The organism is Stappia sp. ABD4_338 (assembly GCF_056312175.1).
In genome coordinates, this window is sequence record NZ_CM149982.1 from 767,766 (window position 1) to 789,482 (window position 21,717).

General features: G+C 63.2%; 16 protein-coding genes and 1 other RNA gene. 9 read left to right on the forward strand and 8 right to left on the reverse strand.

Annotated elements, in window-relative coordinates:
• Nucleotides 1-79 precede the first annotated feature (79 nt).
• The 3 genes from ACYX4S_RS03415 to ACYX4S_RS03425 all read left to right on the forward strand — a co-directional run bounded on the left by ACYX4S_RS03415 (nucleotide 80) and on the right by ACYX4S_RS03425 (nucleotide 5,983).
• On the forward strand, nucleotides 80-2,407 hold the full coding sequence (locus ACYX4S_RS03415) for a methyl-accepting chemotaxis protein (RefSeq protein ID WP_476361891.1): 2,328 nt from the start codon (nucleotides 80-82) through the stop codon (nucleotides 2,405-2,407).
• A 145-nt stretch (nucleotides 2,408-2,552) separates the two neighbouring features.
• A complete protein-coding gene (locus ACYX4S_RS03420) occupies nucleotides 2,553-4,952 on the forward strand; it encodes an ATP-dependent helicase (RefSeq protein WP_476361892.1) in 2,400 nt (799 codons plus the stop codon).
• A 140-nt stretch (nucleotides 4,953-5,092) separates the two neighbouring features.
• Nucleotides 5,093-5,983 carry a 50S ribosomal protein L11 methyltransferase gene (locus tag ACYX4S_RS03425; protein WP_476361893.1) on the forward strand — a complete coding sequence of 297 codons (891 nt, stop codon included), beginning with the start codon at nucleotides 5,093-5,095 and terminating at the stop codon, nucleotides 5,981-5,983.
• A 126-nt stretch (nucleotides 5,984-6,109) separates the two neighbouring features.
• Here ACYX4S_RS03425 and ACYX4S_RS03430 read toward each other — a convergent pair whose 3' ends face one another.
• Complete coding sequence (locus ACYX4S_RS03430) at nucleotides 6,110-6,331, reverse strand: hypothetical protein (protein ID WP_293723969.1); 222 nt, start codon at nucleotides 6,329-6,331, stop codon at nucleotides 6,110-6,112.
• Nucleotides 6,332-6,607: 276 nt separating this feature from the next.
• On the opposite strand from ACYX4S_RS03430, the gene ACYX4S_RS03435 reads away from it, so the two are divergent.
• The 4 genes from ACYX4S_RS03435 to ACYX4S_RS03450 all read left to right on the forward strand — a co-directional run bounded on the left by ACYX4S_RS03435 (nucleotide 6,608) and on the right by ACYX4S_RS03450 (nucleotide 15,580).
• Nucleotides 6,608-8,428, forward strand: a complete 1,821-nt coding sequence (locus ACYX4S_RS03435) for an aminopeptidase P family protein (RefSeq protein ID WP_476361894.1) — start codon at nucleotides 6,608-6,610, stop codon at nucleotides 8,426-8,428.
• A 213-nt stretch (nucleotides 8,429-8,641) separates the two neighbouring features.
• A complete protein-coding gene (locus ACYX4S_RS03440) occupies nucleotides 8,642-9,964 on the forward strand; it encodes a chloride channel protein (RefSeq protein WP_422069518.1) in 1,323 nt (440 codons plus the stop codon).
• Nucleotides 9,965-10,139: 175 nt separating this feature from the next.
• On the forward strand, nucleotides 10,140-11,555 hold the full coding sequence (locus tag ACYX4S_RS03445) for an FAD-binding oxidoreductase (RefSeq protein WP_476361895.1): 1,416 nt from the start codon (nucleotides 10,140-10,142) through the stop codon (nucleotides 11,553-11,555).
• 164 nt (nucleotides 11,556-11,719) lie between these two features.
• The gene (locus ACYX4S_RS03450; protein ID WP_476362810.1) at nucleotides 11,720-15,580 is read left to right on the forward strand and encodes an AsmA family protein; all 3,861 of its coding nucleotides are present in this window, start codon (nucleotides 11,720-11,722) and stop codon (nucleotides 15,578-15,580) included.
• Here the strand turns inward: ACYX4S_RS03450 and ACYX4S_RS03455 are convergent.
• The 4 genes from ACYX4S_RS03455 to ssrA all read right to left on the reverse strand — a co-directional run bounded on the left by ACYX4S_RS03455 (nucleotide 15,577) and on the right by ssrA (nucleotide 17,188).
• On the reverse strand, nucleotides 15,577-15,813 hold the full coding sequence (locus ACYX4S_RS03455) for a ribbon-helix-helix domain-containing protein (protein ID WP_476361896.1): 237 nt from the start codon (nucleotides 15,811-15,813) through the stop codon (nucleotides 15,577-15,579). The genes ACYX4S_RS03450 and ACYX4S_RS03455 overlap by 4 nt on opposite strands.
• A 16-nt stretch (nucleotides 15,814-15,829) precedes the next feature.
• A complete protein-coding gene (locus tag ACYX4S_RS03460; protein WP_293723531.1) occupies nucleotides 15,830-16,033 on the reverse strand; it encodes a DUF4169 family protein in 204 nt (67 codons plus the stop codon).
• A gap of 39 nt (nucleotides 16,034-16,072) precedes the next feature.
• On the reverse strand, nucleotides 16,073-16,657 hold the full coding sequence (locus tag ACYX4S_RS03465) for an SspB family protein (RefSeq protein WP_476361897.1): 585 nt from the start codon (nucleotides 16,655-16,657) through the stop codon (nucleotides 16,073-16,075).
• A 156-nt stretch (nucleotides 16,658-16,813) separates the two neighbouring features.
• Nucleotides 16,814-17,188, reverse strand: a transfer-messenger RNA (tmRNA) gene (ssrA, locus tag ACYX4S_RS03470).
• Between the two features lie 193 nt (nucleotides 17,189-17,381).
• Here ssrA and ACYX4S_RS03475 point away from each other — a divergent pair.
• Both ACYX4S_RS03475 and ACYX4S_RS03480 read left to right on the forward strand, forming a co-directional pair.
• Nucleotides 17,382-17,882 carry a YHS domain-containing (seleno)protein gene (locus ACYX4S_RS03475; protein ID WP_476361898.1) on the forward strand — a complete coding sequence of 167 codons (501 nt, stop codon included), beginning with the start codon at nucleotides 17,382-17,384 and terminating at the stop codon, nucleotides 17,880-17,882.
• Between the two features lie 125 nt (nucleotides 17,883-18,007).
• On the forward strand, nucleotides 18,008-18,802 hold the full coding sequence (locus ACYX4S_RS03480; protein WP_476361899.1) for a thymidylate synthase: 795 nt from the start codon (nucleotides 18,008-18,010) through the stop codon (nucleotides 18,800-18,802).
• A gap of 79 nt (nucleotides 18,803-18,881) precedes the next feature.
• Here the strand turns inward: ACYX4S_RS03480 and ACYX4S_RS03485 are convergent, their stop codons facing one another.
• The 3 genes from ACYX4S_RS03485 to ACYX4S_RS03495 all read right to left on the reverse strand — a co-directional run bounded on the left by ACYX4S_RS03485 (nucleotide 18,882) and on the right by ACYX4S_RS03495 (nucleotide 21,656).
• The gene (locus ACYX4S_RS03485) at nucleotides 18,882-19,643 is read right to left on the reverse strand and encodes an ABC transporter permease (protein ID WP_476361900.1); all 762 of its coding nucleotides are present in this window, start codon (nucleotides 19,641-19,643) and stop codon (nucleotides 18,882-18,884) included.
• Nucleotides 19,640-20,566 carry an ABC transporter ATP-binding protein gene (locus ACYX4S_RS03490; protein ID WP_476361901.1) on the reverse strand — a complete coding sequence of 309 codons (927 nt, stop codon included), beginning with the start codon at nucleotides 20,564-20,566 and terminating at the stop codon, nucleotides 19,640-19,642. The genes ACYX4S_RS03485 and ACYX4S_RS03490 overlap by 4 nt, the downstream gene beginning before the upstream one ends.
• Nucleotides 20,567-20,735: 169 nt before the next feature.
• Complete coding sequence (locus ACYX4S_RS03495) at nucleotides 20,736-21,656, reverse strand: AraC family transcriptional regulator (protein WP_476361902.1); 921 nt, start codon at nucleotides 21,654-21,656, stop codon at nucleotides 20,736-20,738.
• Nucleotides 21,657-21,717: the final 61 nt, after the last annotated feature.

Consider the following 21,717-nt stretch of genomic DNA (forward strand, 5'->3'; position numbering starts at 1 on the left):
AGGCGAGTAAGAGAATCTCAAGGTGACGGGCGCAGATATTCTCCGGGGAGGATGTTGTTATGTTCGGGGATTTGAAATCATGGTCCGTCGGTTCCTTGGCCTCCCAATCGGCCTTCGCCTGACCGCAATCTGTATCGTTCCCTTGCTGGGGCTGGTTGCGGTGGCGAGCTTCGTTCTGTGGAACACCTACGGTGAAGCGCGCGACAAACGTCTTGTCGCGACAGTCGTCGATCTGGCGCCGATCGTCTCCGAACTTGTCCATGAGTTGCAGAAGGAGCGTGGAACCTCGGCCGGTTTCGTCGGCTCAAAAGGGACATCCTTTGCCGGTGCGATCGGTGGGCAGCGCAGCGCGACCGATGCTGCCCTGAAGCGCTTTCGAACCCTCTTGCCGCCATCCGAGGGGATTCTGGCACGCGACTCCTTCGCCCGTCCGCGCAAGGCAGCCGAGCAGGCGCTGGATCGTCTCCATGAGGCGCGGCAGGGCATCGACACCTTCAGCTTCGGCGTGCCCGACGTGGCCGGCTATTACACGCCGATCATCACGGATCTTCTGAACATGGTGGCCGGGATGACCGGATACGTCGAGGACGGCCACCTGCTCCGCAGGATGCTCGCCTACAACGCCCTTCTTCAGGCCAAGGAGAGGGCGGGGATCGAGCGAGCAATGGGTGCCGCAGGCTTTGGAGCAGGAACCTTCGCCCAGCCGGTCTACCGCAATTTCGTGCGGCTCGGCGCGATGCAGGAGGTGTATCTGGGAACCTTCCGTGCGAACGCGTCGCCCGAAGTGATTGCAACCTTTGAAACGCAGCTTTCCGGCGCGGTCGAGGAGGACGTGGCAAAGCTGCGGGAGATCGCTTACGCAGCCCCCTTCGGGGGCGATGTGTCCCAGGTGTCCGGTGCGACATGGTTCAAGACCAGCACGCGGCGTATCGATGTGATGAAGAACGTCGAGGATGTTCTGGCCGCCGATGTCCTGGCGGTGGCGGATACAGGCGCTTCGCGGGCCTGGACAAGCGTGATCGAGCTTTCCTTGGCTTTGTTCGCCGCAGTGGCAGTGACGCTTGGCCTTTGCACGGTCGTCTACCGGTCCATCGTGCCGCCGCTTGGCGAAATGGTGGCGCTCATTCGCCGTCTTGCGGCCAATGACACCGCGATTGAGATTTCCCATACTGAGCGGCGCGACGAAATCGGCGCCATCGCCGGCGCGGTCGCGATCCTGCGTGAGAATGCCGTGGAACGGATCGGGCTGGAGAAACGCCTGCAGCAGGAACGTCTGCGTGAGCGCGACAGGCAATCGGAAATGGAGGCCATGGTCCGCCGTTTCCGTGAAAGCGTATCCACGACGCTTGGCAGTGCCGGGAATCAGGCAAGCGAAATGCGCAATTCCGCGGAAACGCTCGCAACCGGTGCCGGGCAGGCTGCGAATGATGCCGGCTCCGCGTCTCACGCGACCGGTACGGCCACGTCGAACATCCAGGTGGTTGCAACTGCGGCCGAAGAACTGTCCGCGTCTGTGGCGGAAATCGCGGGCCAGACCAGCCGGGCGAGAGACCTCATGGTCGAGGCGACGGAACGCACGAGCGCGACCAGCCAGGATGTCGCAACGCTTTCCGCAGCCGCCGAGCAGATCGGAACCGTCATGGGGCTGATCCGGGAGATCGCCAACCAGACCAACCTTCTGGCTCTCAATGCCACCATCGAGGCGGCGCGTGCCGGCGAGGCCGGGCGGGGCTTTGCGGTTGTTGCGGCAGAGGTGAAGGAACTTGCCGGCCAAACCGCGAAGGCGACCGAGGATATCGCCGAGCAGATTTCCGGCATCCAGAACTCGACCCATCGCACGGTCGAGTCGATTTCCGGCATTTCGGCCGCGATGGCCGACGTACGAGAACTGACGACGGCGATTGCCGGCGCGGTTGAGCAGCAGCGCATGGCGACCCGTGAAATCGCCAACTCCGCGGCGGCCGCTTCCGGCGGCACGGAAACAGCGTCACGGGACGTCGGCTCCGTGAGCGAGGCAATCGAACGCACGGCGAGCTTCGCCAATGACGTGAACTCGGTCTCGGCCGGTCTAGCGGAGATCACCTTCCAGCTCACCCGCGAGGTTGAGGGGTTCCTGGACGATGTCGGTTCCGATCTCGAGGCGCGGCGCAAGGCCGTGCGCGAGCAGATGCGTGAGGCGGTGATCGTGACGTCTCTTGGCCGCCGCTACCAGGCGATGCTCGTCGAGGTTCAGGCCGGTGACGTGGTGGTGTCGTCGCCTGCCGTCATTGAGACGGGGCAGCGCGTCAGCCTCCAACTAGCCAGCGGCGAGGTGCTGAGCGGCATGCTCGGCAGCGAAGGCCCCGGTCGCTACCGGTTCGCCGCCGAGGGGGCTCTCAAGGACCTTCAGGAGATGATCGCCGCCTGAGAAAGGCGGGAGGAGCGGGTCCGAACAGGCGGAGGGGGCGTGCCCCCCTCCAAAGCCGGTGTCATGCTGCTATATTGGTCCAAAGAGAGAACGGATTCGCGCGAGGCCGCGCATCCTCCCCCCGGACAGCAAGACACGAGAATTCATGGCCGACCCCCGCGCTGACAGAAACCTGACCGCTCCGACCGTCCCTTCCGGCGGGAGCGGAATCGCGGCTCGGGCGCGCGCGGGCATGGCGCGGCCTGTCGAGGCGACGCCTTATCTCGACGGACTCAATCCAGAGCAGCGTGATGCGGTGGAGACCCTTGACGGGCCGGTGCTCGTACTCGCCGGCGCGGGAACCGGCAAGACCAAGGTCCTGACGACGCGTATCGCACATATCCTGGCGACCCGACGGGCTTTCCCGAGCCAGATCCTTGCCGTGACCTTTACGAACAAGGCCGCGCGGGAAATGAAGGAGCGTATCGAGCGTCTCATCGGCGACAGCGCCGAGGGGATGCCCTGGCTCGGCACGTTTCATTCCATCTGCGTGAAGATCCTGCGTCGTCATGCGGAACTGGTCGGTCTGCAGTCCGGGTTCTCGATTCTGGATACCGACGACCAGCTTCGTCTCATCAAGCAGATCATTCAGGCGGAGGGCCTGGACGACAAGCGGTGGACGGCAAGGACCTTCGCGAGCCTGATGGACGGATGGAAGAACCGCGGGCTTACGCCGGACCAGGTGTCGGAAGGCGAGGCGCGCAGCTTCGGCAACGGGCGGGGTCGTGAACTCTACGCACTGTATCAGGAGCGTCTGTCCATCCTGAACGCCTGCGACTTCGGCGATCTGCTGTTGCATGTCATCACGCTGTTCCGCAATCATCCGGACGTCCTGAAGGACTACCAGCGGCGCTTTGCCTTCATGCTGGTGGATGAGTATCAGGACACGAACATCGCCCAGTATCTGTTTCTGCGGCTTCTTGCCCAGGGCAATGCGAACATTTGTTGCGTGGGGGACGACGACCAGTCGATCTATGGCTGGCGCGGTGCCGAGGTCGACAATATCCTCCGCTTCGACCATGATTTCCCCGGTGCAAAGGTGATCCGTCTGGAGCGGAACTATCGCTCCACCAGCCACATCCTTGCGGCGGCTTCGCACCTGATCGCCCACAACGAAGGGCGCCTCGGCAAGACACTGTTCACGGACCTCGCCGACGAAGGCGAGGACGAGCGCGTCAGCGTTGCAGCCGTCTGGGATTCCGAGGAGGAGGCGCGCGCGATCGGTGAAGAGATCGAGGCGCTGCAGGCCAAGGGGCACAGTCTCGACCAGATGGCGATCCTGGTTCGTGCCTCCTTCCAGATGCGAGAGTTCGAGGACCGTTTCGTCACGCTTGGCGTGAACTATCGCGTCGTCGGCGGTCCGCGTTTCTATGAGCGCATGGAGATCCGCGACGCGCTCGCGTATTTCCGCTGCGTGGTGCAACCGGCCGACGACCTTGCCTTCGAGCGTATCGTCAACACGCCCAAACGGGGCCTTGGCGAGGCGAGCCTCAAGCTGGTTCACGCCTATGCGCGGGCGAACCGCATTCCGCTCATGCAGGCGGCGTCGGATCTCTGCCAGACCGAGGAACTGAGGCCAAAGGCGCGCACCTCGCTGAAATCACTGCTGGTCGACTTCGACCGCTGGCGCGATCAGCTTGAGCGCATGTCGCACACGGATCTGGCCGAAGTCATTCTGGACGAAAGCGGCTACACCGAGATGTGGCGTGCCGACAGGTCGGCGGAAGCGCCGGGCCGGCTCGACAACCTGAAGGAACTCATCCGGTCGATGGACGAGTTCGAATCCATGGCCGGCTTTCTCGAGCATGTTTCGCTTGTCATGGACCGGGATGCGGATGGCTCCGGCGAGGCGGTGTCGCTGATGACACTGCATTCGGCCAAGGGACTGGAGTTCGACACGGTCTTCCTCCCCGGGTGGGAGGAGGGGCTGTTCCCGCATCAACGTGCGCTGGACGAGTCGGGCCGGGCCGGGCTGGAAGAGGAACGGCGTCTCGCCTATGTCGGGATCACCCGCGCAAGACGGCGGGCCAAGATCTGGTTCGCCTCCAACCGCCGGATCCACGGAAGCTGGCAGTCCAGCATCCCTTCCCGTTTCCTTGACGAACTGCCGGCGGAGCATGTGGACGTGCTCGAGGCGCCGCGTACCTATGGCGGATACGGCGGCGGAGGCGGATATGGTGCCAGCCGGTTCGATACGCGCGATCCTTTCCAGTCGAGCTATTCCACGCCGGGCTGGCAGCGTGCCCAGCGTGCATCCGCCTCCGGTGGCGGGTTTGGTGCGAAAGGCCAGCGGCGGGCTGGAAGCGGCGGACCGCGCACGATCGAGGGTGAGCTTGTCGTGAAATCCGTTGCCGACGAGCCGTCCGGCTTCGTTACCGGCGAGCGCGTCTTTCACCTGAAGTTCGGCTACGGCGAGATTGTCGCAATCGAAGGCAACAAGCTCACTGTTCAGTTCGAGAAGGCCGGGCGGAAGAAGGTTCTGGACGGCTTCGTGGAGCGGCACTGACGTGCTGCCTAGGCCGCGTGCGGCAATCTGTCCGGACCCGCGCGGAAGCTATCGGTGAATCAGGAATACGCAATGACCGTTGCCGCAGGTGCGGCGGAGGGCTATAGCCGGGCGGTTCCAATGTCCGCACCGGAGTTTTCATGTCGACCATTCGCGTCCGCATCACCGCCGAGGAAATCGAGGCCAAGCGCATCTACGAGCTTCTGGCACGGGATTTCGAGGATGACGGCAATCCGGTCACGGTGTTCGAGTCGTCCGCCGACGGCCTGCAATGGACGGCGGAAATTCTTCTCTTCGAGATGACGCCGGACGAGGCCACGGATCTGGTGCGCGATCGTCTCGGCGCGGATGCCTTTGCTGCTCCGATGGAAGCGGTCGAACTCGATGACATCAACTGGGTGGAGAAGAGCCTGGAGGGATTGGCCCCCGTTGTCGCGGGGCGCTTTTTCGTTCACGGCTCGCACGACCGGCATCGGCGCCCGTTTCATGGAATTTCCTTGGAGATCGAGGCGGCGCTTGCCTTCGGCACGGGCCATCATGGCACCACGTCGGGCTGTCTGGCGGAGCTTGATCGCCTGCTGACGCGCCGGCGTTATCGCAAGATGCTGGATCTTGGGACCGGCACCGGCGTTCTCGCCATTGCCCTTGCGCGGACAAGCCGCCAGAAGATCCTGGCCTCGGACATCGATCCGGTCGCAACGCTCACGGCGAAGGCCAATGCAATCCAGAACCTTGCAGGTCCCTTCGTCAAATGCGTGACCGCCGCGGGGGTCGAGGCGCGTGTTTTTGCCGAGGAGGGTCCTTTCGACCTCGTGGTCGCGAACATCCTGGCCCGACCGCTCATGCAGATGGCCAAGGGATTGGGCGCCTGCATGGCACGCGATGCCACCCTGGTGCTTTCCGGCCTGCGGATAGAGGACGGCCCGCGCATTATCTTTGCCTATGGTACGCAGGGTTTCCGGCTGGCAAGGCGGGGGGAGCGCGACGGTTGGCTGACCCTCACCTTCGTCAGGGGACGACACAAGGCCTGACGGGGGACAGGATCGGCTCTGTCGCAGGACATTCCGACAGTTTGAGTGTCAAAAGCAAAAGGCCCCGCCGGATCCCGGCGGGGCCTTTTCTTGCGCGGTATGCCCCCGCGCCAAGTGTCGTGCCGCTCAGAAGGAGGCGGTCATGCTGCCCTGACGCTCCAGATCGGCGCGATCATACCCATAGGCCGTGAGCGTCGCATCATCGAGCGAAAGAAGGTAGCCGTTGACATACCGGCGAGCCTGACGCTCGCGGGCGGCGACCATGGAATCCAGCGCCTTGCGGAACAGGCTCTTGGTGGAGCCATGGGATACGCCGGCGACATTGGTGGTGAAAGTGGCAGTGGCCATGTTCATTACTCCGGTTCGAGGTCTCTTCTACAGAGCTTCCTCCCTCAAACTCTCGAGAATGAATATGGGATGATGTCCGCCATTCGAAAAGCGCTATAAGTGCATGGCAGTGCTGCGATTGCTGCATGTGCGAATTGATATTTCGCACTGCGGCATTCAGTTTCTGTGCAGGCTGCACAGGAGTTGTGCGTCGTTTGCCTGCCTTAAGGGCAAGAGGCCTGTTCGGAGCGCACGGCGCTCTTTTCTCCGCAAGGGTTTCCCGGTAGCGTCTGCGCCATGTTTCAAAGCTTCGACTCCCCGATCGACCCGACCGTGGGACCCGCGCGTTGCGCGGCCCTGCGTCAAGAACTGGCCCGGCGTGGCCTCGATGGCTTCATCGTGCCGCGTGCGGACGCGCATCAGGGCGAATATGTTCCCCCGAGCGATGCGCGTTTGCAGTGGCTGACCGGGTTTGCCGGGTCCGCCGGGGTCGCGGTGGTTCTGGATGAGGACGCGGCGATCTTCGTCGACGGCCGCTACACCATACAGGTGCGCGAGCAGGTCGACACGGATGTGTTCAAGCCGATGCATCTGGTCGAAACGCCGGTTTCAAAATGGCTTCGCGAGACCCTCAAGCCTGGAATGCGCGTCGGTTTCGATCCGATGCTTCACACCGTGAATGGAGCAGGACGGCTGAAAGCCGCGTGCACCGAGGCCGGCGCGGAGTTGGTCGCACTCGGCGACAATCCCCTGGATGCCGTGTGGGAGGACCGTCCCAAGCCGCCGACCGGCCAGGTTGCGATCCATCCGCGCGCGCTTGCCGGCGAGGCGGCGGGGGACAAGATTGCGCGTATCGCCGGGGAGGTGACCGGGGCTAAGGCCGATGCGGTCATCCTGACACAGCCGGATTCGATCGCATGGCTCTTCAATATTCGCGGCAGCGATGTCCAGCATACGCCGCTTCCGCTGTCCTTCGCCCTGGTGCCGGGATCAGGGCGTGCCAGGATCTTCATCGATGCGCGGAAGCTGTCCGGCTCCACTCGAGACCATTTGGGTGAATTCGCCGACATCGAGGAGCCTGATGCCCTTCTTCCCGCGCTGGCCGCCCTTGGTGGAGAAGGAGCGGTGGTCCTGCTCGACCCGGACTGGACGGCGGTTGCCCTTGCCGAGGCGGTGACGGACGCCGGAGGGCGCGTGGTGCACGGTCCGGATCCGGTTATCCTGCCGAAGGCGATCAAGAACGCGACTGAAATTTCCGGCGCCCGTGCGGCCCACCTGCGCGACGGCGTGGCATTTTGCCGGTTTCTGGCCTGGTTCGATCAGGCCATCCAGAAAGACAAGCTCGACGAGATCACGGTTGCCGAGCAGCTTGAAGCCTTCCGCATGAAGAGCGGGCGACTGCGCGATATCTCCTTCGACACGATTTCGGCCGCCGGACCGAACGCGGCGATCCCTCATTATCGGGTGGATCGGCAAAGCAACCGTGTCCTTCCTGCCAATGGCCTTTTTCTGATCGACTCCGGCGGGCAATACGACGACGGGACGACCGACATTACCCGTACGATCGCTGTGGGCAGTGTGAGTGACGAGCAGAGGCGTCATTTCACGCTGGTGCTGAAGGGGCACATCGCCATTGCAACCGCCCGGTTCCCGATCGGAACAAGCGGCGCGCAGCTCGATGCGCTCGCTCGTATCGCGCTCTGGCGGTCCGGTCTGGATTTCGATCATGGCACAGGCCATGGCGTTGGCTCCTATCTCTCCGTCCACGAGGGGCCGCAACGGATCTCCAAGGCCGGTCATGTGGCGCTGGAGGCGGGGATGATCGTTTCCAACGAGCCTGGGTACTACCGGGACGGATCGCACGGTATCCGAATCGAGAATCTCGAGCTCGTCACCGCGGCTGAGCACATCGAGGGAGGGGAGCGGGCGATGCTCGGCTTTGAGGCGCTGACGCTCGCACCGATCGACCGCCGCTGTCTGATGCCGGAAATGCTGACGCGCGAGGAAACCGCCTGGCTCGATACCTATCACGCTCGGGTCCTGGCGCGCATCGGACCGCACCTTTCGGGCGAAGACCTCGCCTGGCTGGAGGCTGCGACGCGACCCGTCAGGGGCTGACGTTCCGGCGGGCCGCGCGCCTGAAATTTACTGATGCCGCTCCATTTGCGGGATGTGCGGACAATTGCCGGGCGGCTATGGATTTCGCCGTCAAGTCCCGGTATACCCTTGACAGGACGTCGTGAACTCACGCGCCCGTCTCATCTGTCCTGCATTCTCCTTTGTGTGTCGGCCCCTGGACCTCTCGTGCCAAATGTCAGGGGCGGGGAGCCTATGGCCTACAAATCCTTCCTCTATCGCCCCGTTCGACGTCTTCGAGCCCTGTCGATGGTTTGGCAACGAAGGATTATTTTCGGGGTCGGTGGCCTCATGGTCGGGCTGACGGGGGCGGGACTGGCTGTTGTCGCCGACGGCAGCCAGGACATCTTTCGCGACCTGATCCATCATTTTCCCTACATCGGGCTGCTCGTTTCACCACTCGGGTTCGGTCTGGTGGTGTGGATGACGAACCGCTACTTCCCGGGCACGCAAGGGTCCGGCATTCCCCAGGCGATCGCGGCCAGAAAGCTTCAAAACCCCAAGGACCGGATCAAGCTTGTCGGACTGAGGTCCGCGGTGGGCAAGGTCCTGATGACATCGGCAGGTCTCGCCGTTGGCGCATCCACCGGGCGCGAGGGGCCGACCGTGCAGGTGGGGGCGGCGATCATGTTCCTCACCGGACGGCTTTCGCCGCGCCGTCAGGAGGGGCTTATCCTTGCCGGCTCCGCGGCCGGTGTCGCCGGTGCCTTCAATACGCCGCTCGCCGGCATCGTCTTTGCCATCGAGGAAATGAGCAAGTCGTTCGAGATGCGAACCAGCGGACTCATCATCGGAACGGTGATGCTCTCGGGTCTCGTTTCTCTGATGATTTTCGGCAATTACATATATTTCGGCACGACGGATGACGTGCTCGCCTTTGGCTGGGGATGGATCGCGGTGCCGGTGATCGGTGTTTGCGGTGGCCTGTTCGGCGGTGCCTTCTCGCGCATTCTGCTTCTTTTCACCTTCGGAGTTCCCGGGCGCATCGGAGCGCTGGTCAAGAAGCATCCGGTCGGGTTCGCCGTCGTCTGCGGCCTGATCGTGGCGCTGTGTGGCATCGCGACCGGCGGCGCGGTGAATGGCACCGGGTATGAGGCAGCACGCGGCGCGCTGCATGAGCGCTCGGATCTCTCCGTGCTCTACGCTCCGCTGAAGTTTCTTGCCACGACCGCCTCCGCCGTCAGCGGGCTTCCCGGAGGCATCTTCTCACCCTCCCTTTCGATCGGGGCCGGACTGGGCGCGGATCTGACGTTCCTTTTCCCCGACGTGCCTGTCGGCGTGATCATCCTGCTCGGCATGGTCGCCTATTTCACCGGGGTCGTGCAGGCTCCCATTACGGCCTTCGTCATCGTGATGGAGATGACCGACAACAAGGACATGCTGCTGCCGCTCATGGCATGCGCGTTGATCGCCAATGCGGCTTCGAGAATGGTGTGCAAGGAAGGTGTCTACCAGGCTCAGGCCCGTCTTTTCTTTGCGTGGGCGGACGGCTCCGCGGAGCGTCGCCGTCGCAAGTAGGTGCCATGTCGTCCACGCCGTTTGAGAAAGTTGCCCGTTGGTGGAAGTCTTTGGTCGGTCTGGCAGTCTTTGCTAGTGTGCTTGCGACTGTCTGCCGGGAGGTCCGCTTGCCTTCAATGGGGTTTGCGGCCGATGCAGCTTACGACAACAAGAACGGTTTCCGGGAGTTTTGCTGATGTCTCTTGCCTCCACAAAGGACGCGCCGGTTCGCAATGATGCCGGGATCGAACTGGTTCTCAGCATTCTGGCGCAGCGATTCGGCGAGCGTTTCTCGACGGCAGGCGCGATCCGCGAGCAACATTCCCACACGACGAGCTGGCTGCCTTCGCAGTTGCCGGACGGCGTGGTCTTCGCCGAAAGCACGGAGGAGGTCTCCGAGGCCGTCAGGATCTGCAGCGAGCACGACGTGCCGGTGATCGCTTTCGGAACGGGGTCCTCTCTTGAGGGTCATGTCAATGCGCCCGCAGGCGGTATCTCGATCGACCTGTCGCGGATGAACGAGGTGATCGCGGTCAATGCGGAGGATCTCGACTGCATCGTGCAGCCCGGCGTCACCCGCAAGCAGCTCAACGACTATCTGCGTGACACGGGCCTCTTCTTCCCCATTGATCCGGGTGCCGATGCGAGCCTTGGTGGCATGGCCGCGACGCGGGCCTCGGGCACCAACGCGGTGCGCTACGGCACGATGAAGGACGCGGTACTGGGATTGACGGCCGTGCTCGCGGATGGCCGCGTTATCCATACCGGTGGCCGGGCGCGGAAATCCTCGGCGGGCTATGATCTCACCCGTCTTCTGGTGGGCTCGGAGGGAACGCTTGGCATTATCACGGAGGTGACGTTACGCCTGCACGGTATCCCGGAGGCCGTTTCGGGGGGCGTGTGCCCGTTCCCGGATCTCGAAAGCGCCTGCAATGCGGTGATCGCAACGATCCAGTGCGGCATTCCCGTCGCGCGTATCGAGATCCTCGACAAGGTGCAGGTCAAGGCCTGCAATGCCTATTCCAAGCTCGACCTTGCCGAGACACCGACCCTGTTCCTGGAGTTTCACGGAACGGAAGCCGGCGTGTGCGAACAGAGCGAGCTCTTCGGCGAGATCGCGCAGGATTGCGGTGGCGGAGAGTTCGTCTGGGCGACGCAGGCCGAGGACCGCACCCGGCTCTGGACGGCCCGGCACAACGCGTATTGGGCCGCGCTCGGATTGCGGCCGGGCTGCAAGGGTGTTTCCACCGACGTCTGCGTTCCGATTTCGCGGCTCGCGGACTGCATTGCGGAGACGTATCGCGACATCGAGGACATGGGGCTTGTCGCACCGCTTGTCGGCCATGTCGGCGATGGAAACTTCCATGTGCTCGTTCTGGTGGACATGGGCAAGCCCGAGGAAATCGAGGCGACCGACCGTTTCATCGAGCGCCTGAACTGGCGGGCCATCGAGATGGGCGGAACCTGCTCCGGCGAGCATGGGGTCGGTCAGGGCAAGATGAAGTATCTGCCCAAGGAGCATGGTGAGGCCATCGAGGCCATGCGTGCCATCAAGGCGGCGCTGGATCCCAAGGGCATTCTCAATCCGGGCAAGATCCTTCCCGTAGGGTAAGCAGGCGCAACTGGGGCTTTTGCCCGCCTGCTTTTCCGCATAGGAAGGGAGTGTCGCCCCGATGAACGGATGTCAGGACTGCGCGTGCTTGCAGGATACGCCGAACCGGGGCTGAAGGCGGACACGAGACCGGGAGACGACCGCTGAACTCGATCTACATCACGATCGGCGTCACTCTCATCGCCGTGCTGATCGCGGCGCTCGTTGGCCCCTTCCTGGTCGACTGGACGGCTTATCGCAGCACGTTCGAGCGCTACGGCGAACAGGTGCTAGGCCACAGGGTCGAGGTCATGGGCGAGGCGGAGATGCGCCTGCTGCCAACGCCCACGCTGACCTTTACCGATGTGCGGGTGGGGGAGCCCGAGGACGCGCTCCTCGTCATCTCACGCTTCTCCATGCGTGTGGAACTGCCCCCGCTGCTCAAGGGCGAAGTGCGGGTCATCGACATGACGATGGACCAGCCCACGCTTCAGCTCGCCGTGGACGAACAGGGCCGGCTCGACTGGTTTACCGCCCTGCGGCGCTCCAGCCTGATAGATGACCTTGATCCCGATCTCGTCATGCTGGAGCAGGCGACAATCCGGGACGGCCGGTTCCTTGTCACGGATGCGCGAAGCGGTCGGACCCACAGTATCGAGGACGTTGACGTCACGGTCGCCGCGCGGTCGCTCAAGGGTCCCTTCAGGGTCGATGGCATGGCTACGGTCGACGGAGAGCGGGCAACGGTTCTGGTCTCCACCGGCCGTGCCGATACACAGGGGGGTATCCGCGTGCGCGCGGGCATCACGCCCGTCGCGACGCCCATCGATCTGGTCGCCGATGGCCGCATGTCGATCGAGGATGGGCGCCCGGCCTACGAAGGCAGCTACACGATCTCCTCCGTCACGCCGGAGGAGGAGGCTGCTCAAGCGTGGACCAGCGAAGGCGCCTTCGCGTTTGGGAACTCCCGCCTGGACCTGACCGAGGCGCGTTTCTCCTATGGGCCGCAGGAGCGGCCCGTGTCGCTTGACGGCACCATGTCGATCGCTCTGGATGCGCCCTATCGTTTCGAACTGAAGGCGACGGCCAAGCAGATCGATCTGGACAGGATTTCCGGTCGCGGCCCGCAGAGCCCGCTGTCTGCGGTCGAGGCCGGCGGCCTGGTTCTCGAGACGCTGCAAGGCCTGCCGCATCCTCCTTTCAATGGAACGGTCTCCCTGACCGTGCCCGGCGTCATCTCCGGTGGTGGCCTCATTCAGAACCTTCGGCTCGATGCCGAGCGTCTTGCCAGTGGATGGCGGCTGGAGCGGTTGTCGGCGCAGTTGCCGGGACGCTCCGAGTTTCTCGCGCGTGGCGATCTGGAGATTGCCCCGCGCGCGGCCTTTCGTGGCAGTTTCGCGGTCTCTGTCGCCCAACCGAATCTCTTTGCCGACTGGTGGCGAAGCGGTGAAGCATCTTCCGCCGCCGGTCTGCCCTTCGCCTTGGATGCCAGGATCTCTGCCACCGAAGAGGAAGTGGCCCTCACGCAGATGTCGTTCGAGATAGGAGATGCGCCGGGGCGTGGCACCTTCTCCTATCGACCGGCGGGCGAGGGGCCCGCGCGTGTTCGTGTCGACGTCGATGCGGAGCGGCTCGATGCCGATCAGGTCGGCCTGCTGACCCGTCTTTTTCTGAACACTGCCGGCGAGGGCGGGAAGCCCGTCGGCTCCGGCGCTGCGGAGGTTTCCGCAAGGCTGTTTGCGCAGAGCGTTGCCATCGGTGCGCTTGAAGCGCGGAACGCGACACTTGTCGCCTCATACGCCGATGACGGGCTCGATATCGAGACGCTTTCGGTTGGAGACCTTGCGGGAGCCAAGGTCGAGGCGAGCGGTACCATTTCGGATCTGTCGTCGGTTCCCACCGGCGATCTCTCCGCCACGGTGGATGCAGACCGACTTGAAGGCGTGACGGGTCTGCTCGCTCGGATCTGGCCGGATGCGCGGTTCGTGCAGGCGTTTCAGGTTCGTGCGCAAAGCCTCGCACCGACCCGTCTCGATCTCACCTTCCACGGTGAAGCCGAAGGAACCGAGACCCGCGCAAGCATCAAGGCGAGCGGAGAGGCTGGCGGGACGGCCATCGACCTTTCCGGCGGGCTCGAGGGGCGCCTCGACACCTGGCGTGAGGCTCAGGTGGACATGACGGGCGGGCTTGGCAATCCCGATGGCGGCAAGCTGCTTGCGCAGCTCGGGTTTCCCGTTCTGCCGCTTTCCTCGCTTGGCGACGGGAGTATCGAGATCAGCCTTGCGGGCCGCCCCGCTTCGGCACTTGAGGGCAGCACACGACTCTATCTTGGCGATGCGATGTCGCTTTCGGCGGTGGGAAGTCTTTCGCTGCCCGTTGACGCTGACGCAAGCTATTCCGCCGAGCTCGAAGCCGGCATCGAGGACGTGACGCTGCTTGCACTTTTGAGCGGTCGGTTGCCGGCGCTCACTGCATCGTCGGGTGCGGCTGAACTCGTGGCGAAACTCGATGGTACAGGCGATGTCTTCAAGGTCAGGGACCTCTCGGGCCGATTGGCGGGAGCGGCGCTTGATGGATCACTCGACGTCGACCTGCGCCTTGGCGGTCCGGATTTGCCTCCGCGTATAAGAGGCGAGCTATCTACCTCGCAGTTCGATGTTCTGGCGCTTTCCGACCTGGTACTTGGCACGGATCCTCTGGCGGATGCCGGGCCTTCGGGGTGGTCGACCTCGCCGTTTGGTCCATCACTTGTTCCGCCGATGGATCTGGCTCTGGATATTTCCGCCACGCGCCTGTCGCTTTCCGGCCTTCCGGAGCTTTCCGGGGCATCCGGCCGGCTGTCTCTATCCTCGGACGCAATGGCGCTCGACCTGTCCGAGGCGGGGGTGTCCGGTGGACGGCTGTCCGGCAGCTTTGGCGTGAAGCGGATTGATGGCCAGGCGAGCATCTCGGGATCGGTGAAGGTCGAGGATGCTGCGCTGGAAGAGTTCGTCTGGACGCGGAACGCCCGTGCGGTGGCGAAGGGGACTGTTGATGTCGGCCTCGACTTTGACGGAACCGGGAGGTCTCTCTCCGCGGTGGTTGCAAGCCTCGCGGGCGGGGCGACCCTGCAGGTGCGCGACGGCGAGATCCGGGGGCTCAATCCCAATGCCTTCGGACTGGTGATCCGTGCCGCTGATGCCGGTCTCACGCTTGACGACGAGAACGTCCGTGAGGCGTTCCTCAGCCATCTCGATGCGGGCGTCTTGCCGTTTTCGACGCTGGAGGCAAGCGGTGCCATTGCCGGCGGCGTGCTCAGGGTCAACACGCTGAGGCTCGACACACCGTCGGCGAGCGTGTTTGGCAGTGCCCAGGTGGACCTCAGCCAACGGCGGCTTTCCAGTGAGATCTCCCTCAAGGTCGATCCGGGGGAAGATGCCGTCACAGGCGCGGAGCCGCAGGTCGGGCTTGTGTTTTCCGGTTCCCTGGATGCGCCGGAGCGGCAGATCGACATCGCTCCCTTCACCGCATATCTGACCTTGCGTGCCTTCGAACAGGAAGTGCAACGGGTCGAGAAGCTTCAGGCGGAGATTGCCGAACGCGAACGCCGTATGCGCGAACTCCGGAAACAGAAGGACGACGAGCAACGGCGTGAGCGCGACCGCCTGGAGCAGGAGGAGCGGGACAGGCAGCAGCTGAAGGAACTGCAGGAACGCCAGGAGCGTGAGGAGCAGGAAGACGCGCGCAAGGCCCGCGAGAAGGAAGAGGCGGCACGGCTTGCGGCGGAGAAGGCAGCTGAAGAGAAAGCCGCTGCGGAGCGTGCCGCAGCCGAAAGGGCGCGCCGTCAGCGGGATCGTGACAGGGTGCAGGCAACGCCAAGGCCGATGCCTGCAACACCGGCCGAAACCTTCGGCGACCGCATTCGCCGGGCTCTCACATCGCCGGAGCCCGATGGGGCAGGAACCGGTGCTCAGGGAGAGGCTGACCGCGAACAGAATGATGGCGCGCCGCTTCGTCTTCTGCCGCTCGATCCACCTGTCTTCGTGGGAACGACGCCGGACCGCTAGGGGCGCGATCCCCGGCAGTGGTTGAGGGCAGCGACGCGCAGGCAGGACGACAGGCTGTCTTCGGCCGCTCCCGCGTTATCGATCTCCCGCGCATCGTCGATCTCCGCAACGAGTGCGGGCAGGCTCAACCCTCGCAGCAGCGCCAGTTCTTCAAGAACGTCCCAGAACTCGGGCTCCAGCGCCAGGCTCGTGCGGTGGCCGTGCAGGGTGAGGGAACGTTTGAAAAGCGGCATGAGTGAAGCTGATGTGTCAGTCTGGGGTGCCGGATGGCTCGTCACTGGTCAGCTTGTGACCTGCCACATGCCGGGAGAGTTTCCCGAGGGCTGCCTCGTCGCGCTGGCGCTCTGCCTTGGTACGCCCATGCAAGGCGCGGTTCTCGGCGGCGCGACGTTCCTTTTCGCCGCGTGCACGGGTCTTCCTGGCCTGACGAAGATTGACGATGTCGCCGCTCATGGGCTGTCTGGCTCCCGCGATGCGGGGGATACCCCCGAGTCAGGTCTTCTTGCGGAACGCGTCAAGCGAGACGACGTCGGCCCCGCTTTCTTCCTTGGCACTTTCCACGCCGTCCTGGGTCGTCGCGGCGGCGGAACCGTCCTGTGCAGCCTCGTTCGGCTTCGCGTTGGCCTTGGCCGTTTCCCGCTCGACGTGCTCCACGATCGCTTCCGCTATTTCCTGGTCGCTTGCCGCTTCCAGAAGGTCGTCGGGCAGCTCCTCCGCCGTCTTGCCCGGCTCGAACTCGAGCGCGAACTGGACCGACGGGTCAAAGAAGCCCTTGATCGACGAGAACGGCACGAACAGCTTTTCCGGGATACCGCCGAAGGACAGGCCGACCTCGAAGGCATGGTCGGTCACATTGAGGTCCCAGAACTGGTGCTGCAGCACTACGGTCATCTCGGTCGGATAACGCTCGTGCAGGCGAGGCGAGATGCGCACTCCGGGCGCATTCGTGTCGAAAGCGATGTAGAAATGGTGGTCACCCGGAAGGCCGATGCGAGCCACCTCCGTGAGGATCTTGCGCACCGCGCCGCGAAGCGCGTCCTGAATGACGATGTCGTAACGGATCAGATCTTCGGCCATCGCTTGCAACTGTTGCAGTGAGTCGGGACTGAGCGCCAACATGACGCGCGGCGTACAACTTGAAAAGCCCGCTGGGCAAGAAAGCGGCCCACTGCCGACAAACGCGAAAGCCATTTTGCCTTGCGTCATCTGCTCTGGGCGCCTCACGGCTGGAAAAGTGGAGGCTTCTGTTGCCAGGTGCCTCCGAACCCCGCCTGCAGGGGCTAACCCGCAGGGCTTTAGTGGACTACTGGCACCGCATTACGCGGCGACAGCGTTGTCCATAGCATAGTTGTCGTTTGCAACTATTGAGACGGCCCGATAACGGCGGAACCATGCCGAACGAAAAGACGGCCTTTACACCCTCGTCGATCCTGTTTCGCCCCCGCCGAAGCCCGCCGGTGCCGGAATGTCCAGCATTGACGGGCTTGGGTGGAGGCGCCGGGTACCGCCCCCGGGTCCGATAGGCTTATTACGCGGTCCGTTTATCGTCATAGCCAGCTTGCGCCGGCACCTCTCAATATAGGGAGAGATCCCCCGGCTGAAAAGGGGCGTCTCCTCATCGATCCAGAGCGAAAATCAGGACGTGGCGGGTTGTCCGGTTCACACCCTGGCTCGCGTCCTTGTGAGGCTCTGTCAGTGGTTTGCGTGCGGTGGCTGGCGTAGGATCGGCATATCGGAGGAAGATGGAGCCACTCTCTTTCTCGCAACCTGAAGCCTTCGCGGTTTCAAGGGAGGGACTGTCATGAAAAGCCTGTCTCGGCGCACGCTTCTCGCTCTTGCCTGTTTGGGAGGGCTGGGTGGCACACTTGTCGCATCCGGAGGTGTTCGGGCGGGATGGTTCGGTTTCGGAAGCAATGACACCGGCCCGGTCTTTACCGGGATCGTGGAAGGAGTCGCGGTCGGGGGGTATGATCCGGTTGCGTATTTTCGCGAGGGGAGGCCCGTGAAAGGGGATCCGTCCATCGCCGCAACATGGCGGGGAGCCAACTGGCGCTTCTCGAGCGAGGAAAACCGGGCGGCTTTCGAGAAGGAGCCGGAGAAATACGCGCCTGCCTACGGCGGATACTGCTCCTGGGCGGTTGCGCAAGGCAAGCTCGCCAAGGGAGACCCCGAGAACTGGGATATCGTGGAAGGCCGCCTTTACCTGAACTACAATGACAAGGTGCAATCCGACTGGCGCAAGGACATTCCGGGATTTGTCGCGAAGGCCAATGAAGAGTGGCCCGGCCTCGCGGACAGGTAGCCGGTCGCGTGGATTGCGTGTCAAACAGTGTCGCGCACCCTTGCCCGGGTGATGCGCGCGGGTAACGATTGCGGGACTAAGCGAATCGGCGCCATCGACGCGCCCGCGCAGAACTGGTGGTTTCCGTGCAGCAATATCACGATCTGATGCAGCGCATCCTCGACGAGGGCACGCGCAAGACCGACCGCACAGGGACGGGCACTCTTTCCGTGTTCGGTCATCAGATGCGCTTCGATCTGGCCGACGGTTTTCCGATGGTGACGACGAAGAAGCTGCATCTGAAGTCGATCATTCACGAACTGCTGTGGTTCCTGTCCGGCGACACGAACATTGCCTATCTGAAGGAAAACGGCGTCAGCATCTGGGATGAATGGGCTGACGAGAACGGCGATCTCGGCCCTGTCTACGGATACCAGTGGCGTTCGTGGCCGGCGCCGGACGGGACGTCCGTCGACCAGATCGCCAACCTCCTGGAACAGATCCGTCGGTCCCCGGACAGCCGGCGGCTGATGGTTTCCGCCTGGAACCCGGCACTGGTCGACGAGATGGCCCTTCCGCCGTGTCATGCCATGTTTCAGTTTTACATCGCGGATGGCCGGCTCTCCTGCCAGCTCTACCAGCGCTCGGCGGATGTGTTTCTGGGAGTTCCCTTCAACATCGCGTCCTATGCGCTGCTGACCATGATGGTGGCGCAGGTGACCGGCTATCGGCCCGGCGAGTTCATCCACACGTTCGGCGATGCTCATCTTTACCTGAACCATCTGGACCAGACGAAAGAGCAGCTTTCCCGCGACCGTCGTGCGTTGCCCCGAATGGAAATCAACCCCGAGGTGAAAGACCTCTTCGCCTTCCGCTTCGAGGACTTTTCCCTCACCGGCTACGAGCCTCATCCTCATATCAAGGCGCCGGTGGCCGTTTAGGGTGTGGCCCAATGCATGAAAAAGGCGCCCTCGCGGGCGCCTTTTTGTTGTTTGAACGTCCGGTTTCTTGGGCGCCGGATCAGGCCTTGAGACGCCAGCCTGTCTTGAAGATCCAGGCGATCACGACAAGGCAGATCGAGAGGAAGAGGAAGGTCATCGCCAGGCTGACGCCGACGCTGACGTCCGCCTGTCCGTAGAAGCTCCAGCGGAAGCCGCTGATGAGATAGACCACCGGGTTGAATAGCGTCACGGTCTGCCACACCGGAGGCAGCATGGAGATCGAGTAGAAGCTGCCGCCCAGGAAGGCGAGCGGCGTGATGATGAGCAGCGGCACGAATTGCAGCTTCTCGAAGTTGTCCGCCCATATGCCGATGATGAAGCCCAGCAGCGAGAAGGTGATGGCGGTAAGCACCATGAACAGGAGCATCCAGACCGGATGCTGAATGGTCATGGGCACGAAAAGATGCGCGGTCGCCAGGATGATGACGCCGACAAGCATCGCCTTCGTTGCCGCTGCACCGACATAGGCGATGACGATTTCCAGGAAGGATATCGGGGCGGAAAGCACTTCGTAGATCGTTCCCGTGAAGCGGGGGAAATAGATCCCGAACGATGCGTTGGACACGCTTTGCGTGAGCAGGGACAGCATGATGAGTCCCGGCACGATGAAGGCGCCGTAACTCACTCCGTCGACTTCGGAGATGCGCGATCCGATCGCCGCGCCGAAGACGATGAAATAGAGCGATGTGGACAGAACCGGCGAGACGATGCTCTGGAACAGTGTCCGCCGCGTGCGGGCCATCTCGAAACGATAGATGGCGCTGATGGCGTGAAAGTTCATGCCTGCTCCTTCACGAGACTGACGAAGATTTCCTCAAGCGAACTCTGTCGGGTCTCCAGATCTCTGAACCGGATGCCGGCTGACTGGAGGTCGCCCAGCAGGGTCGTGATGCCTGTGCGTTCGCCTTGCGCATCAAAGGTGTAGACGAGACTTTCCCCGGATCCGGAGAGCTCCAGCCCGCGATTGGCGAGAGAGCCGGGCAGGGCCGAAAGCGGTTCCGCAAGGTGGAGGATCAGTTCCTTGCGGCCGAGCTTGCGCATCAACTCGTCCTTTTCCTCGACCAGGACGATCTCGCCCTTGTTGATCACGCCGACGCGATCGGCGAGGTCTTCCGCCTCCTCGATGTAGTGCGTGGTGAGAATGATCGTCACGCCCGTGTCGCGCAAACGGCGAATGACGCGCCACATGTCCTTGCGAAGCTCGACGTCGACGCCTGCCGTCGGTTCGTCGAGGAAGAGCAGGCGCGGTTCGTGGGCAAGCGCCTTTGCAATGAGCACGCGCCGTTTCATGCCGCCGGAAAGCTGCAGGATCTTGTTGTCCTTCTTGTCCCACAGGGAGAGGTCGCGCAGAACCTGTTCGACGATTTCCGGGTTCTTTGGTTTGCCGAAAAGTCCTCGGCTGAAGCTCACCGTCGCCCAGACCGTTTCGAAGGAATCGGTGGTGAGCTCCTGGGGAACGAGGCCGATAAGGGAGCGTGCGGCACGGAAGTCGGTGCCAATGTCGTGTCCGTCGACGAGCACCTTGCCGCCGCTGGCATTGACGATGCCGCAGATGATGGAGATCAGCGTCGTCTTTCCGGCGCCGTTGGGACCAAGCAGGGCGAAGACTTCGCCTTTCTCGATCTCGAGATTGATCGTCTTGAGCGCCTCGAAACCGGTGTCGTAAGTTTTCGACAGGTCCGAGACGGAAAGAATCGGAGGCATGGCGGGCCTTGGATCAAGAGGTGAGCCGGGCAAAAAGCTGCTGAAACGCAGGCCTTGTCACGAGCGTGGACAGCTCCCGGGCGGAGGATGTGCGGACAATATAGGTCGTACCCGGCGAGGCAAAAGGGGCAGTGTCGACGGCAGGCCGTGTTGTTTGCGGAAGGCATTGTCACCAATTCTGCCTGCGCCAGGCGGCGGGGCTCATTCCACAGACGGATCCGAAGCGGCGGGTGAAGGCCGGCAGGGATGAGTAGCCGCACCGTTCCGCGATTTCCTGCATGTCGGTCGCGCCTGAGCGCAGCAACTCCCGGGCCAGCGTCATTCGCCAGTGTGTCAGATACGCACGGGGGGATTGTCCCACGCTTTCGCTGAACCTGCTCGCGAAGCGTGAACGGGACATGCCGGCGACGCGGGCAAGGTTCGTGACATCCCAGTCTTCATGCGGTGTGTCGTGAAGCGCGGCGAGGGCGCGCGCCAGGCGGGGATCTTTCAGTGCCCTGAAGAATGAGGGGGCACCGGAGGATTCATGCTGTCCCCGTAGCGTGAGAACGAGCAGCATCTCGATGATGCGGTGCAGGAGAAAGGACGATCCGGCGTCCGGGCGTCCTGCTTCCGCATGCAGCATTTCAAGCGCGGTGCCCGTGTCCGGCTCCCCACGGCGAAGGACCAGAACCGGCGGGAGTTGCGTGAAGGCCGGATGCAGCAGCGCCTCGTCGAAGTCGAGATAGCCGCAAAGCAGGCTTGCCACGAGGTCTCCGTCTCCGACGGTCAGGACACCATCTTGCGGCGGACAGGCTTCAAGAACGGCTGACAGCGGCAGGGGAGGAGGCGGGGTCTGATCCGAGGCCAGAAGCTGGGCCTCGCCGTTTGGAACGAGAACGAGGTCTCCACTTTTCAGCAGGACAGATGCGTCGCCGCCCCGGTCGTCGGCGGGTGCACGGACGTGAACTTCCCCGGCCAGAACATGATGAAACCGGACATGCCGGGCCTCCTCCGGGAGATGTAGCGAGAAAGGTGCGCGCAAGTCTGCACGGAAGTAGAGGTGCGCGTTCAGGCGAAGCCGCGAGCAGATATCGGAAAGCACGTCCATGCGTCGAAGTCTTTCAGGTTCCGGGACGAACGGCAAAGAAATTGAGGTGTTCAGGCAGTGT